General features: G+C 63.8%; 11 protein-coding genes. 6 read left to right on the forward strand and 5 right to left on the reverse strand.

The window, feature by feature from the left end; genetic code table 11:
• Window positions 1-39: 39 nt before the first annotated feature.
• The 4 genes from pth to AC4FIJ_RS12225 all read right to left on the reverse strand — a co-directional run bounded on the left by pth (window position 40) and on the right by AC4FIJ_RS12225 (window position 3,321).
• Window positions 40-606 (reverse strand): aminoacyl-tRNA hydrolase, encoded by a 567-nt coding sequence (gene pth / locus AC4FIJ_RS12210; protein ID WP_490336998.1) that lies wholly within the window; start codon window positions 604-606, stop codon window positions 40-42.
• Window positions 607-701: 95 nt separating this feature from the next.
• On the reverse strand, window positions 702-1,355 hold the full coding sequence (locus tag AC4FIJ_RS12215; protein ID WP_490336999.1) for a 50S ribosomal protein L25/general stress protein Ctc: 654 nt from the start codon (window positions 1,353-1,355) through the stop codon (window positions 702-704).
• Between the two features lie 128 nt (window positions 1,356-1,483).
• On the reverse strand, window positions 1,484-2,383 hold the full coding sequence (locus tag AC4FIJ_RS12220) for a TraB/GumN family protein (protein ID WP_490337032.1): 900 nt from the start codon (window positions 2,381-2,383) through the stop codon (window positions 1,484-1,486).
• On the reverse strand, window positions 2,383-3,321 hold the full coding sequence (locus tag AC4FIJ_RS12225) for a TraB/GumN family protein (RefSeq protein ID WP_490337000.1): 939 nt from the start codon (window positions 3,319-3,321) through the stop codon (window positions 2,383-2,385). Before AC4FIJ_RS12225 ends, AC4FIJ_RS12220 begins: the two co-directional genes overlap by 1 nt.
• Window positions 3,322-3,417: 96 nt before the next feature.
• Here AC4FIJ_RS12225 and AC4FIJ_RS12230 point away from each other — a divergent pair, with 96 nt between their 5' ends.
• From AC4FIJ_RS12230 to ppdK, 3 genes are all read left to right on the forward strand, one after another.
• Window positions 3,418-4,326, forward strand: a complete 909-nt coding sequence (locus AC4FIJ_RS12230) for a glycine--tRNA ligase subunit alpha (RefSeq protein ID WP_490337001.1) — start codon at window positions 3,418-3,420, stop codon at window positions 4,324-4,326.
• A complete protein-coding gene (gene glyS, locus AC4FIJ_RS12235) occupies window positions 4,323-6,419 on the forward strand; it encodes a glycine--tRNA ligase subunit beta (protein WP_490337002.1) in 2,097 nt (698 codons plus the stop codon). Before AC4FIJ_RS12230 ends, glyS begins: the two co-directional genes overlap by 4 nt.
• Window positions 6,420-6,544: 125 nt before the next feature.
• On the forward strand, window positions 6,545-9,211 hold the full coding sequence (gene ppdK / locus AC4FIJ_RS12240; RefSeq protein ID WP_490337003.1) for a pyruvate, phosphate dikinase: 2,667 nt from the start codon (window positions 6,545-6,547) through the stop codon (window positions 9,209-9,211).
• Here the strand turns inward: ppdK and AC4FIJ_RS12245 are convergent.
• A complete protein-coding gene (locus AC4FIJ_RS12245) occupies window positions 9,208-10,005 on the reverse strand; it encodes a methyltransferase domain-containing protein (RefSeq protein ID WP_490337004.1) in 798 nt (265 codons plus the stop codon). The two genes, ppdK and AC4FIJ_RS12245, sit on opposite strands and share 4 nt — an antisense overlap.
• Before the next feature lie 92 nt (window positions 10,006-10,097).
• On the opposite strand from AC4FIJ_RS12245, the gene AC4FIJ_RS12250 reads away from it, so the two are divergent.
• The 3 genes from AC4FIJ_RS12250 (at window position 10,098) to AC4FIJ_RS12260 (ending at window position 13,462) form a co-directional block, all read left to right on the forward strand.
• Window positions 10,098-10,892 carry a ComF family protein gene (locus AC4FIJ_RS12250; RefSeq protein ID WP_490337005.1) on the forward strand — a complete coding sequence of 265 codons (795 nt, stop codon included), beginning with the start codon at window positions 10,098-10,100 and terminating at the stop codon, window positions 10,890-10,892.
• A 341-nt stretch (window positions 10,893-11,233) separates the two neighbouring features.
• The gene (hisI, locus tag AC4FIJ_RS12255; protein ID WP_490337006.1) at window positions 11,234-11,602 is read left to right on the forward strand and encodes a phosphoribosyl-AMP cyclohydrolase; all 369 of its coding nucleotides are present in this window, start codon (window positions 11,234-11,236) and stop codon (window positions 11,600-11,602) included.
• 57 nt (window positions 11,603-11,659) lie between these two features.
• Window positions 11,660-13,462 (forward strand): acyl-CoA dehydrogenase C-terminal domain-containing protein, encoded by a 1,803-nt coding sequence (locus AC4FIJ_RS12260; RefSeq protein WP_490337007.1) that lies wholly within the window; start codon window positions 11,660-11,662, stop codon window positions 13,460-13,462.
• Window positions 13,463-13,492: the final 30 nt, after the last annotated feature.

Consider the following 13,492-nt stretch of genomic DNA (forward strand, 5'->3'; position numbering starts at 1 on the left):
ATATCGCATATCCGCGCTGAACGCCCGCTGACCGGCCTGCTATTGCTGGCGCAGCGCGACATCGTTCATGAAACGCACGTCATCCCCTTTCGCAAGCCATTCGGCTTCCGATGCGATGGCGCCCAGCATGGTGACCAGATCGTCCTGCTCCGCCTTGGCATAATTGCCGAGGACATGGCCGGTAACCCGATCCTTGTGGCCGGGATGGCCGATACCGATCCGGATGCGGCGGAAATCACGGCCCATGTGCTGGTCGATGCTGCGCAGACCGTTGTGACCGGCGGTGCCGCCGCCCTGCTTGACCTTCACCTTCATGGGCGCAAGGTCCAGCTCGTCGTGGAATACGGTCAGATCGTCCGGGGTAAGCCTGTAGAAACGCAGCGCCTCGCCGACGCTGCGCCCGCTTTCGTTCATGAAGGTCGCGGGTTTCAGCAGCAGAATTTTTTCGCCGCCGATCCGCCCCTCGGACAGCCAGCCCTGGAATTTCTTCTGCGGCGGCGCAAAGCCATGCACCTCGGCGATCGTGTCGCATGCCATATAGCCGACATTATGCCGGTTGAGCGCGTATTTCCCGCCCGGATTCCCAAGACCTACCCAAAGCTGCATGGCAAGGGCCGTTAGCGCCTATTGGCGCAAAAGAAAACGCCGGCCCCGCATGAACGGGACCGGCGCTTCGTGTTTTCTGCCGAAAACGGTAAGGATCAATCCTCGCCGTTCTGCTCCGTTGCGGGGACTTCTTCCGCATCGGCTTCGTCGGCATTGGCTTCCGCGCCTTCGCTCTTCTTGAGAGCCGAGGGAGCGACCAGCGTGGCGATGGTGAAGTCACGGTCGGTGATCGCGCTTTCCGAGCCCGCGGGCAGCGAGACGTGGCTGATGTGGATCGAATCGCCGACATCCTTGCCGGTCACGTCGATCTCGATCTGATCGGGGATCTTGTCCGCTTCGCAGACCAGTTCAAGCTCGTGGCGCACGATGTTCAGAACACCGCCGCGCTTCAGGCCGGGCGATGCTTCCTCGTTCACGAAGACGACCGGCACGGCGACGTCGACCTTGGCGTTCTTGCCAAGGCGCAGGAAGTCGACATGCAGCGGGCGGCTGCTCACGGGATGGAACGCGACGTCCTTGGGAAGGGTGCGGACCGACTTGCCGCCGACATCGACCATCACGATCGAGTTGGAGAAGTGGCCGGTGCCGAGCAGCTTCACAAGGGCGCGCTCCTCGACGTGAATGGTGGTGGGTTCTTCCTTGCCGCCGTAGATCACAGCGGGGACACGGCCGTCACGACGCAGTGCGCGGGAGGCTCCCTTGCCTGCCTTGTCGCGCGTCTCGGCCGCCAGGGTCATCTGATCGCTCATTACCTTGGACCTTTATGAATAAATCGGGTTCAACAAATCCCGCGCCGAACGCCTCCAGGGATGACCATGCGGTGCGGGAAGGGCGCGCCCATAGGCTGGATAGGGCGCAAAGGCAAGGCGAAAGCGGGCTATCGGACGCGCGTGACGGTCCAGCCTTCGCCCTCAAGAAGCGCGATCAGGCCGTCGCTTCCCCCGACATGGCCGGCCCCGACGGCCACGAAGGGCCTGTCACCGCGCTCCATGGCCGCGACGATGGGTCCGATCCAGCTCCGGTTCCGGTCGGTCAGCAAGGCCTTGCGCAGCGACAGCTCGCTCTCGCCGTCGCCAAGACCCAGATCCATCAGGCCGGCGAGGGCGTCGGTATCGCCGGCCAGCCATGCACTCGTCATCTCGGACGGATCCTGGTCTTCGGTTTCCAGCAGAGATTCAAGCAGGTCCTGCTGCGCCGCCGCGTCAAGCCGGTCGAAGATCGCGAACTGCCCTTCCACGGTTTCGAGGCCAGATACGGGGCGGGGCGCATAATCCGCTATCAACGCACGGTCGACGCCTTCACCGGCATCCATGCCTGACTTTCCCTGCATCAGCGCGGATAGCGAAATGGCGGCCGCCCAGCTTTCGACATGCCGGAACTGACGCGCATTCACGCCCGCCTCGTCCAGCAATTCCTCAAGCTCATCCCTGTATTCGGGAGCGACCCTTTGTTCCAGCGGCGGCAGGGCCGTGTCGATCGACAACCTTGCGAATGTATCCCGCACCTTCGCGGGGTCGAGGTCGGCAATCTCCACGATCAGCACGCCCGATTGCGCAAGCGCCTTTTCAATGGCCGGTCTGCGCCACTGCGTGCCTTCCGGCAGGGCATGGATCGTCCCGAACAGCCAGCCTGCCGCTTGTGCATCGGGCGCGGCACCGGGCCGGTCGATCCGGTACAGCGCGGGATCGCCGCCCGGCGCCTCTGCCTGCTGGCACGCCGCCGCCACAAGGGCCAGCGGTGCAAGCAGCAGAAGCCTGATCAGCAGGAACGGATGCATCAATATTCGACGCGCTGGACCGTCAGACCGCGCTGGGCAAGGACGGCCTGCACGCTGTCGGGACCGGCCAGATGACCCGCGCCCACCGCGACGAATACGTTTCCGGGCTGCCCCATGCGCTGTTCGATCCAGTCGGCCCAGTTGCGGTTGCGCCGGGCGATCAGCACGTCATAGACGTCGGGCGTTTCCTCCAGCCCGTCATTGATCAGCTTTTCGGTCGCGGCGATGTCGCCTGCGCCCCACGCCCTCTCCGACTCGGCATAGACCTCTTCCGCTTCGGCCAGCGAACTGGCCGATTCCATCAGGAAGGCGATCTGCTGTTCCTCGGGCAGGCTGGAGAAGAAACCCATCTGCTGCTCGAAAGTCTCAAGCCCCTTGATCGTCTTGCCCTGTTCGCGCGCAGAACCCTGAAGCACGGCCTCGGCACCCGACTTGGGATCATAACCCAGCTTGGCGAGCGGCGCTGCGGAGAGGGTGACGGCAGCAAACCACGGCTTCATACGGTCAATGGCCTGCATCGGTATGCCCAGCGTCGCGGCGCTTTCGGCCACCAGCGTGCGCTGTTCAGCGCTGAGTCGTTCGGACAGGGTGCTGCCATCGGCATACAAGGCGCTCGACCCCACGACCTGCTGCATCGTCGCCATGTCGGGCTCCAGCATCTCGATCACCAGCTCTTCCGAACCGGAAAACGCCTCGCTGACGGCATCGTCGAACCACACCAGATCGGGTTTCAGCGCGTGCATCGTGCCGAACAGCCAGACGGTGGTGTCGTCGTCCGACAGCTTCCACAGCGCCGGATCGGCGTCGGACCGGTCCAGTTCGACCACGTCCTCGGCCATGGCGACCGATGGAGACGCCAGCAGGCCGATGCCCGCAAGCGGCGCGGCAAGGCGCATGAACCGTTTTCGAAAGGCCGAAGCGACCCGTTTGATATTCACCTTGCGATCATCCTTCCAGTTCGATCAGCCCCGTCGTCGGCACAGCCATGCGAACGACAGTTGACGCATTCCTAGCGCTTCGCCATTGCCGCGACGATGAACGAAAGCGCCTCCAAAGCCGTCCTGTCGTTTCAGGACATGATCCTCACGCTCCACGATTTCTGGAGCGCCAAGGGATGCCTGATCCTTCAGCCCTATGATATGCGCATGGGCGCGGGCACTTTCCACCCCGCCACGACACTGCGCGCATTGGGGCCGCAGCCGTGGAACGCCGCCTTCGTCCAGCCGTGCCGCCGCCCGACCGATGGCCGCTATGGCGAAAATCCGAACCGGCTGCAGCACTATTACCAGTATCAGGTGGTCCTGAAGCCCAGTCCGCCGCAGATCCAGGACTGGTATCTCGACAGCCTGCGCGTGATCGGCGTCGATCCGCTGAAGCACGACATCCGCTTCGTCGAGGATGACTGGGAAAGCCCCACGCTGGGCGCCTGGGGGCTGGGCTGGGAAGTCTGGTGTGACGGGATGGAGGTGACGCAGTTCACCTATTTCCAGCAGATGGGCGGCTATGACTGCAAGCCGGTGGCGGGCGAACTGACCTACGGGCTCGAACGGCTGGCGATGTATATCCAAGGCGTCGACAACGTCTATGACCTTGCGTTCAATTCGCAGGGCGTGACCTATGGCGACGTGTTCCTTGAAAACGAACGCCAGATGAGCACCTGGAATTTCGAGATCGCCGACACCGACGCGCTGTTCGACCTGTTCCGCAAGGCGGCTGCCGAATGCCGCCTGTGCCTCGACAAGGGCCTGCCGATCCCCGCATACGAGCAGGCGATCGAGACGAGCCATATCTTCAACCTGCTGCAGGCGCGCGGCGTGATCAGCGTGCAGGAGCGTGCCAGCTATATGGGACAGGTCCGCGACCTCGCGCGCGGATCGTGCGAGGCCTATATGGCGAAATACGCCGACCAGTGGGCCGCGGACTATCCGGAGTGGGCGGCATGAGCGACTTTCTGCTTGAACTCCTTTGCGAGGAAATCCCCGCGCGCATGCAGGCAGGCGCCCGCGCCGATCTGGAACGGCTGTTCAGGGCCGAGATGGACGGGGCCGGTGTCGAGACCGGTGCCATCACCGTCTGGAGCACGCCGCGCCGCCTTGCGCTGATCGCCGCCGATCTCCCCGAACAGACCGAAGCCGTTAGCGAGGAAGCCAAGGGTCCGCCCGAAGGCGCGCCCGATGCGGCGATCGACGGGTTCTGCAAGAAGAACGGCGTCACGCGTGATCAGCTGGAACTGCGCGAGGTGAAAGGCCGCAACACCTGGTTCGCGGTGAGGAACGTGCCGGGGCGCAAGGTCGCCGATGTGCTTGCCGAAGCCATTCCCGCGATCATCCGCGCCTTCCCATGGCCGAAGTCGATGCGCTGGGGGAAGGCCTCCATCAGCACCGAAAGCCTGCGCTGGGTCCGCCCGCTGCAGGGCATCGTTGCCATACTGGGCGAGGATCTTGTGCCTTGCGAAGTGGGCGGCGTCGCCTCTGGTTTTGCCACGGTCGGGCACCGCTTCCACCACAGCGGCGAGGTGACGATCGGCGGCGCCTCCGATTACGCTGAAAAGCTGCGCGCCTGCCATGTCATCGTCGATCACGCGGAACGACAGGACATCATCCGGACCAAGGCGAAAGAGGCTGCGGAAGCGGTTGGCCTGACGCTGGTCGAGGACGAGGGTCTGGTCATCGAGAATGCGGGCCTGACCGAATGGCCCGAACCCTTGCTCGGCCGGTTCGACGAGGCGTTTCTGGATGTGCCGCCCGAAGTCATCCAGCTGACCGCGCGGGTGAACCAGAAATATTTCGTGTGCGAGGACTGTGCCGGTAATCTGGCCAATGCGTTCGTTTGCACCGCAAACATCAGAGCAAGCGATCCCGCCGTGGTGGTCGACGGCAACCGCAAGGTGCTGGCCGCACGCCTGTCCGATGCGCGCTTCTTCTGGGACACCGACCGCAAGGTGCCGCTGGAACAGCAGGCCAGAAAGCTGGAGCGGATCACCTTCCACGAGAAACTCGGCACCGTCGCCGACAAGGTGGAGCGCGTCGCGACGCTGGCTCGCTGGCTGGCGGAGGAAGGCATCGTGCCCGGTGCCGATCCCGCGCTGGCGGAGCAGGCCGCGCGGCTGGCCAAGGCCGATCTGGTCACCGAAATGGTCGGGGAATTTCCTGAATTGCAGGGCCTTATGGGCGGATATTACGCCCGAGCCGAGGGTTTGCCAGACGCCGTATCGGACGCCATCCGCGATCATTACAAGCCGGTGGGGCAGGGCGATGACGTTCCCACCGCGCCGGTGACCGTGACGGTGTCGCTGGCCGACAAGCTGGATAACTTGCGCAGCTTTTTCGCCATTGATGAAAAGCCGACCGGTTCGAAGGATCCGTTCGCCTTGCGCCGCGCGGCGCTGGGCGTCATTCGCACCGTGACCCGGAACGGTCTGCGCCTGTCCATCGCGGAAGGCGATCTGCTCGATTTCTTCGCCGACCGCCTCAAGGTCCAGCAGCGCGAGGCGGGTGTTCGCCATGACCTGATCGATGCAGTCTTTGCATTGGGCGGAGAGGACGATCTCGTCCGCCTGCTCGCCCGCGTTCACGCGCTGCAAAGTTTCATGGAAAGCGAGGACGGGGCGAACCTGCTTGCCGGCTACAAGCGCGCGGCCAATATTTTGAAGAAGGAAGGCTACGAGGGCAGCGGCAACCGCATCGCACGCACAGGCGAGGAAGACCCGCTTGCGCTGGTTGACGACCCCGAACTGGGCTCAATCGTGGCGCAGCGTGGTCATGTACGGCCCGATTACGACACCGAACCGGCCGAATCCGCGCTGATCGAGGCGCTGAACAGGGCCGAACCCGCGGCCAGCAGCGCTATTGCAGACGAACGTTTCGAGGAGGCCATGGCCGCGCTTGCGTCGCTGCGGGGGCCGATCGATGCGTTCTTCGACAATGTCACGGTGAACGATCCGGACCCGGCAAAGCGCGAGGCGCGACTTGCCTTGCTCGATCATTTCCGTGCTGCAGTGCACAAGGTGGCGGATTTCGCGCGGATCGAGAGCTGACGCCATGCATTTAAGCAACATTGCCTTGTCCTGTTGCAAAGCGGTCCACCCTAAACGGGCGACTTGCTAACGACCTGCTGCAGCGCAACATACATGCCATTAACGGTCGGGGAGCTTGAGACCAGATGACGCAATATGTTTACACCTTCGGCGGAGGTGCGGAAACGGACGATCCGCGCGCCAAGGACAAGACCATCACGGGTGGCAAGGGCGCAAACCTTGCCGAGATGGCGTCGATTGGGCTGCCGGTTCCTCCGGGCTTCACCATCACCACCGAAATGTGCGTCAAATATCTGGCAGAGGGCGCCAATTTCGACGACCAGCTTCGCGCCGATGTCGCCAGTGCGCTGACCCATATCGAGCGGACGGTGGGCAAATCCTTCGGCGACGCCGCCGATCCGCTGCTCGTGTCGGTCCGGTCCGGCGCGCGCGTTTCCATGCCCGGCATGATGGACACTGTGCTGAACCTCGGCCTGAATGACGAGACGGTGCAGGGGCTGGCATCGGTCTCGGGTGACGAGCGTTTCGCATGGGACAGCTATCGCCGTTTCATCCAGATGTATTCGGACGTTGTGCTCGGCCTCGATCATGGATTGTTTGAGGAAGCGCTGGAGATCGCCAAGGAAGACAACGGCTATTCCGCCGATATCGAACTGACCGCCGCCGACTGGAAAGCATTGGTCGCGCAATACAAGACCATTGCCGAAGACGAGCTTGGCCGCCCGTTCCCGATGGACGTCAACGATCAGCTATGGGGCGCGATTGCCGCCGTCTTTGGCAGCTGGGACAGCGAACGCGCCAAGATCTATCGCCGTCTGAACGGCATTCCCGGCGGATGGGGCACCGCGGTCAATATTCAGGCGATGGTGTTCGGAAACATGGGTGACACCAGCGCTACGGGCGTCGCCTTCACCCGCGATCCGGCGACGGGCGAAAAGGCCTATTACGGCGAATATCTGATCAATGCCCAAGGCGAGGACGTCGTCGCGGGGATCCGCACGCCGCAATATCTGACCAAGGCTGCGCGCGAGGAAGCGGGAGCGCAGCTCCCCTCGATGGAAGAGTCCATGCCGCAGGCCTATGCGGAACTGGCGCGCGTGTTCGATCTACTCGAAAACCATTACCGCGACATGCAGGATATCGAGTTCACCGTGCAGCAGGGCAAGCTGTGGATGCTGCAAACCCGCACGGGCAAGCGCACCGCCAAGGCCGCGCTCAAGATGGCGGTCGACATGGTGGCCGAAGGCCTGATCTCCGAGGCGGATGCCGTGAAGCGCATCGATCCGATGGCGCTCGACCAGTTGCTGCACCCGACACTCGATCCCGACGCTCCGCGCGAAGTGATGACGGTCGGTCTGCCCGCCTCGCCCGGCGCCGCGTCGGGCGCGGTCGTGTTCGATGCCGATACCGCCGAACAGATGGCGGAGCGGGGCGAGGCGGTCATCCTCGTACGCGTGGAAACCAGCCCCGAGGATATTCACGGCATGCATGCTGCCAAGGGCATCCTGACGGCGCGCGGCGGCATGACCAGCCACGCCGCAGTGGTGGCGCGCGGCATGGGCCGTCCTTGCGTATCCGGCGCGTCCGCCCTGTCGATCGACCGCCGGACCAAGATCGCGCGCATCGGCGGCGTGGAGCTCAGCGAGGGCGATATCATCACGCTCGACGGCGGGACCGGCGAAGTGATGAAGGGCGCGGTGCCGACGATCGAGCCGGAACTGGTCGGCGATTTCGCCACGTTGATGGAGTGGGCCGACGCGATGCGGCGCATGAAAGTACGTGCGAACGCCGAAACGCCCGCCGATTGCCGCATGGCACGCCAGTTCGGCGCCGAGGGCGTCGGGCTATGCCGGACCGAGCACATGTTCTTCGACGCCTCGCGCATTTCCAGTGTTCGGGAAATGATCCTGGCCGAGGACGAGGCGGGCCGCCGCAAGCCGCTCGCCAAGCTGCTTCCCGAGCAGCGCAGCGACTTCAAGTCGATCTTCACCGAAATGGCCGGTCTTCCGGTCACCATCCGGCTGCTCGATCCGCCGCTTCACGAATTCCTGCCGCATGGCGACGATGAATTCGTGGAACTGGCCGAAGCCACGGGATATGGCGTCGATCACCTCAAGCGCCGTGCGGGTGAGCTTCACGAGCTGAATCCGATGCTGGGCCATCGCGGTTGCCGGCTGGGGATCACCTTCCCCGAAATCTACGAAATGCAGGTTCGCGCCATTTTTGAGGCCGCCTGTGAAGTCGCCGAGGAAAGCGGCGACGCACCCGTGCCGGAAGTGATGATCCCGCTGGTGGCGACCAAGCGCGAGCTGGAAATCCTGCGCGCGCTTGTCGACCGGGTGGCGAAGCAGGTGTTCGGGGACAAGGGGCGTACGCTGGAATATCTGGTCGGCACGATGATCGAACTGCCCCGCGCCGCGCTCATGGCCGATGCGATTGCCGAGGAGGGCGAATTCTTCTCGTTCGGCACCAATGATTTGACCCAGACAACCCTGGGCGTCAGCCGCGACGATGCCGGGCGCTTCCTGACGCCCTATGTCGACAAGGGTATCTACCCCCGCGATCCGTTCGTCAGCCTAGACATCGAAGGGGTCGGACAACTGGTCGAGATGGCCGCCGAGCGAGGCCGCAAGACACGGCCTGATATCAAGCTCGGCATTTGTGGAGAGCATGGCGGCGACCCGGCATCGATCGCTTTCTGCGAAAAGACCGGTCTCGATTACGTATCCGCATCACCCTACCGCGTGCCGATCGCCCGGCTGGCCGCGGCGCAGGCAACGCTGGCGGACTAATACGGTACGTGCGGGACGGGGTTCCGTCCCGTAAGCGTCACGAATTCGAAGCGTTCGCGGATCAGCCCGTCGGGGTCCCGCGACGCTTCGAATCGGGCCTTGGCAGCGGCCAGGCCCGTGCGGGTCAGGGGCGGCCCGGCATTGTTCAGCACATTACCCATCGCCTGCGCGCGCAGATCTGACACAGCCTGCTCGAAACTGTCGAAACCGACGTCGAAGCCCCAGCCGTCGACCACGGGGTCGGCAAATCCGATACGGGTGAGCAATTGTCCCGCCGCGCGCACGTCGACCTGCGGATGAATGCGCGGGGCTGGGCGGTCGCCGTCCGCTTCCAGCATTGCGCCGCGCAGGATCGGCAGGCTGCCCGCCGCCGCGAAACTTGCGATCATCAGGCCGCCCGGCCTGAGCGCGCGGCGCATCAGCACCAGCGCACCCGGCAGATCGTTCACCGTATCGAGCATTCCCAGCGTGGCGATCAGCGCATAGGGCCCGTCCGGCAATGGCGCCTCTTCATCGACAGCAAGCAGACCGGGCAGGGGAGCGGGATCGGCCGCGGTAACCTTGGTACCTTCGGCTTCAAGATGGCTGATCAGACTGCCCGTCCGGTCGCCCAGTACCAAGGCCGTATCGAAATCCTCTCGCAGGAAACCGATCCGGTCGACGACATCCTCTGCCAATTCCCGAGCGACCGTCATCACCCCGCCGCCCTTCATCCGCAGGCTCTCCATGCGTAGGCGCGCCGCGATTCGGCGCGATTTCGAGAAGATGCGGGGCGGAGAAGGCGGGATATCCATCGCCCGCCTGTTGCAGCCGCGAGCGTATCGGCGCAAGCTTGGCGCGGCGAGATAGAGGAAATTTCAACGCAATCCATGCATGGCTCTTCCCGATGATCCTTCGCCAAGCCCTTGCCCCGATTGTCGATTTCGCCTTTCCGCCGCGCTGCCCCTGCTGCGGCGGCGAAGTCATCGGGAGCATGAGTGATTTCGACGAGCGCCTGTGTGGAACCTGCTGGCCGAAACTGGGATTGCCCGGCCAGCCCGCCTGTCGCCTCTGCCAGATACCCTTGGCGAGCGATGAGAGCACGCCCGAGCAGCTTTGCGGCCGATGCGCATTGCAGGCGCCCCTGCATGACGGCATTGCCGCCGCGTCGATCTATGGCGCTGTCTCGAGAGAGCTATTGCTGGCATTGAAGCATGGCGGCAAATTCGCACAGGCCGGGCCGATGGGACGATTTATGGCTTTGCGCTTTTCCGCCGCAGCGATTGCGGAACCGGAGGACCCGCTCGTCATCCCGGTACCATTGCATTTCACCCGAATGTGGAAACGGGGATATAACCAGTCCGCCCTGCTGGCCAAGGCCTTCGCCGCGCAGAAGCACTGGGATATTGCGCCCGACGCACTGCGGCGGATCAGAAAGACGCCGTCGCTCGACGGGCTGGGCAGCGCGGAACGGCGTGAGGCATTGGAGGGTGCGATCATCGTCTCGCCCAAAGCGCGATTCGATATCGAAGGACGCGACATTGTTCTGATCGATGACGTGGTGACAAGCGGTGCCACGACCGATGCCTGTGTTGCCGCCCTAAAGAAAGCGGGCGCGGCGCGCGTCGTGATCGCCTGCTACGCACGCGTACCGCTCGAAAGGATGGCCGTAACCTTGGAAGCGGATCACGAATCGCCATAAAAAGTTGGCGCCCGGGACCGAAGCCCCGAGCGCCAGCGTGACGTTCGGCCGAAATGCGCATCAGGGACCTAGGTCCCGAGCGGCTGTTCCGGCCGTTGGTCCGGCGCGCCCCCCGGCACGCCGTTTTCCCTGAACGCTGACCGCTATAGCAACCTGCTCTGCGACAACGTCGACCGCTGCTTCGAGCGGGTCCGGCTCCCTCAAGCCGTGATTGCGTTGTCGCGTGTAGAGTGCGATTTGAAAAGTAGAATCCCGCAGCAATCATGGAAATCATGCAACGCTGTGTTTCTTTTGCAACATTTGTGCGCGCGATCATGCGCGTACACCAAGGACATTACCCCATGGGCGATCAGGCCGCCGATACCACTTTGCAATTCCGCCCACGGTTCGATGAGGACGGGCTCATCACCGCGATCTGCGTCGATAAGCAGGACAATGCGATCCTGATGGTCGCCTATATGAACAGTGAAGCGCTCGATCTGACGCGCAAGACGGGGCTCGCCCATTTCTGGTCGAGGTCGCGCAACAGGCTTTGGAAGAAGGGCGAGACGTCGGGCAATATGCTGGAAGTGTCGGAGATCCTGGTCGACTGCGATCAGGATTGCCTCTTGTTTCGGGTGGCGCCTGCAGGCCCCGCCTGTCACACGGGCAGGCGAAGCTGTTTCTATCGCCGGGTGACGAACGAAGGGCTGGAAATGATCGAAGAATAAGACCAAAGGCCATATAAATTGACATAACTGTCAGTAACTAGAGAGGAGCGGGCCACCATGGCCGATTACACCGCGCCGCTGCGCGATACGATTTTCAATCTCGAACATGTGTTGAGGCTGCCGGATCATGCCGCGAAGCCGGGTTTCGAAGCGCTCGATGCCGACATGATCGAACCGATCCTGTCGGAGGCCGGAAAGTTCGCGGCGGAGGTTTTTGCCCCGCTGAACGAGGTGGGCGACCGGCAGGGCTGCACGCGGCACGAAGACGGCTCCGTGACCGTGCCGGAGGGCTTTGCCAACGCCTATCGCCAGATGTGCGAGGGCGGGTGGACCACGCTGACCGCGCCCGAGGCCTATGGCGGGCAGGCCCTGCCGCATGCCATCGGCGTGGCGGTCGAGGAATTCCTGTCGGGTGCCAATATGTCGCTCGCCATGTATCCGGGCCTCACCGATGGCGCCATCCGCGCCGTCGTCGCGCGCGGCAGCGACGAGCAGAAGGCGACCTATCTCGCCAAGCTGACGTCGGGCGAGTGGACCGGCACGATGAACCTGACCGAACCGCATGCCGGCACCGATCTGGGACTTCTTCGGACGCGCGCGGAGCCGAACGGCGACGGCAGCTTTGCGATCACCGGCACCAAGATCTTCATCTCGTGCGGTGAGCATGACATGGCGGGCAATATCGTCCACCTCGTCCTTGCCCGCCTGCCCGATGCGCCGAAGGGTTCGAAGGGCATCTCGATGTTCATCGTGCCCAAGTTCATCCCCGACGAGAACGGCGAACCCGGCGAGCGGAATAGCCTGTCGTGCGGCTCCATCGAGGAAAAGATGGGCATCCACGGCAGCTGCACCTGCGTCATGAACTATGACGGCGCAAAGGGCTGGCTGATCGGCGGCGAGCATCAGGGTCTGGCCGCCATGTTCATCATGATGAATGCGGCGCGGCTGTGGGTTGGGCTGCAGGGCCTCGGGCAGGCAGAGGTGGCGTATCAGAACGGCGCTTCCTATGCCCTCGACCGACGTCAGGGCAGGGCACTCACAGGCCCGCAGGAGCCGGAGCAGAGCGCCGACCTGCTGGTCGTCCATCCCGACGTTCGCCGCCTGCTGATGGATGCGCGTGCCAAGACCGAAGGACTGCGCGCGCTGATCCTGTGGACCGGCCTGCTGACCGATCTGGCGCACCATGCCGAGAGCGAGGACGAGCGGGTTCAGGCCGACGATCTGATCCAGTTGCTCACCCCGGTGGTGAAGGCCGTCGGAACGGACTGGGGCTATGAAGTCTCGACCCAGATGCAGCAGGTCTGGGGCGGCCATGGCTATATCGCCGAGAACGGCATGGAGCAGTTCGTCCGCGATGCCCGGATCGCGATGATCTACGAAGGCGCGAACGGCATTCAGGCCATGGACCTCGTCGGACGCAAATTGCCAATGAAAGGCGGCAGGGCGATCCAGTCGTTCCTTGCGCTGGTCGACGGCGAAATCGCCGAAGCGGGCTCTGAGCCTGCCGCCGCGGAAATCGCCGAAGCGCTCGGCAAGGCGAATGGCGAATTGAAGGCGGCGGCGATGTGGCTGATGCAGAATGCACCGGAAAACCCAGATAACGCCGGGGCCGCGGCCTATATGCTGATGGACATTTTGGGGCTCGTCGCGGTCGGGCTGATGTGGCTCCGCATGGCGAAGGCCGCTGCCGCCGCGCTGGAGGCCGGCGAGAGCGACAAGGCTTTCATGGAGGCCAAGCTGCTATGCGCGCGCCATTTCGCGCAGGGCCATCTTCCCGACGCGGGGGCCCTGCGGCGCAAGCTGCAGGCCGGGGCTGAAGTCATCATGGCCATGCCTGCCGAGAGCTTTCTGCGGGCATGACAAAAAGGTCGGCGGGACAAATCAGCCCGC

The sequence above is a fragment of the Croceicoccus sp. genome (assembly GCF_983967925.1).

Bases quoted from the DNA above. Each gene is read 5' to 3' on its own strand.
- ppdK (WP_490337003.1), top strand. From the start codon at position 6,545: ATGACGCAATATGTTTACACCTTCGGCGGAGGTGCGGAAACGGACGAT.
- AC4FIJ_RS12260 (WP_490337007.1), top strand. From the start codon at position 11,660: ATGGCCGATTACACCGCGCCGCTGCGCGATACGATTTTCAATCTCGAA.
- AC4FIJ_RS12230 (WP_490337001.1), top strand. From the start codon at position 3,418: ATGAACGAAAGCGCCTCCAAAGCCGTCCTGTCGTTTCAGGACATGATC.
- AC4FIJ_RS12220 (WP_490337032.1), bottom strand. From the start codon at position 2,383: ATGCATCCGTTCCTGCTGATCAGGCTTCTGCTGCTTGCACCGCTGGCC.
- glyS (WP_490337002.1), top strand. From the start codon at position 4,323: ATGAGCGACTTTCTGCTTGAACTCCTTTGCGAGGAAATCCCCGCGCGC.
- pth (WP_490336998.1), bottom strand. From the start codon at position 606: ATGCAGCTTTGGGTAGGTCTTGGGAATCCGGGCGGGAAATACGCGCTC.
- AC4FIJ_RS12250 (WP_490337005.1), top strand. From the start codon at position 10,098: ATGATCCTTCGCCAAGCCCTTGCCCCGATTGTCGATTTCGCCTTTCCG.
- hisI (WP_490337006.1), top strand. From the start codon at position 11,234: ATGGGCGATCAGGCCGCCGATACCACTTTGCAATTCCGCCCACGGTTC.
- AC4FIJ_RS12245 (WP_490337004.1), bottom strand. From the start codon at position 10,005: ATGGATATCCCGCCTTCTCCGCCCCGCATCTTCTCGAAATCGCGCCGA.
- AC4FIJ_RS12215 (WP_490336999.1), bottom strand. From the start codon at position 1,355: ATGAGCGATCAGATGACCCTGGCGGCCGAGACGCGCGACAAGGCAGGC.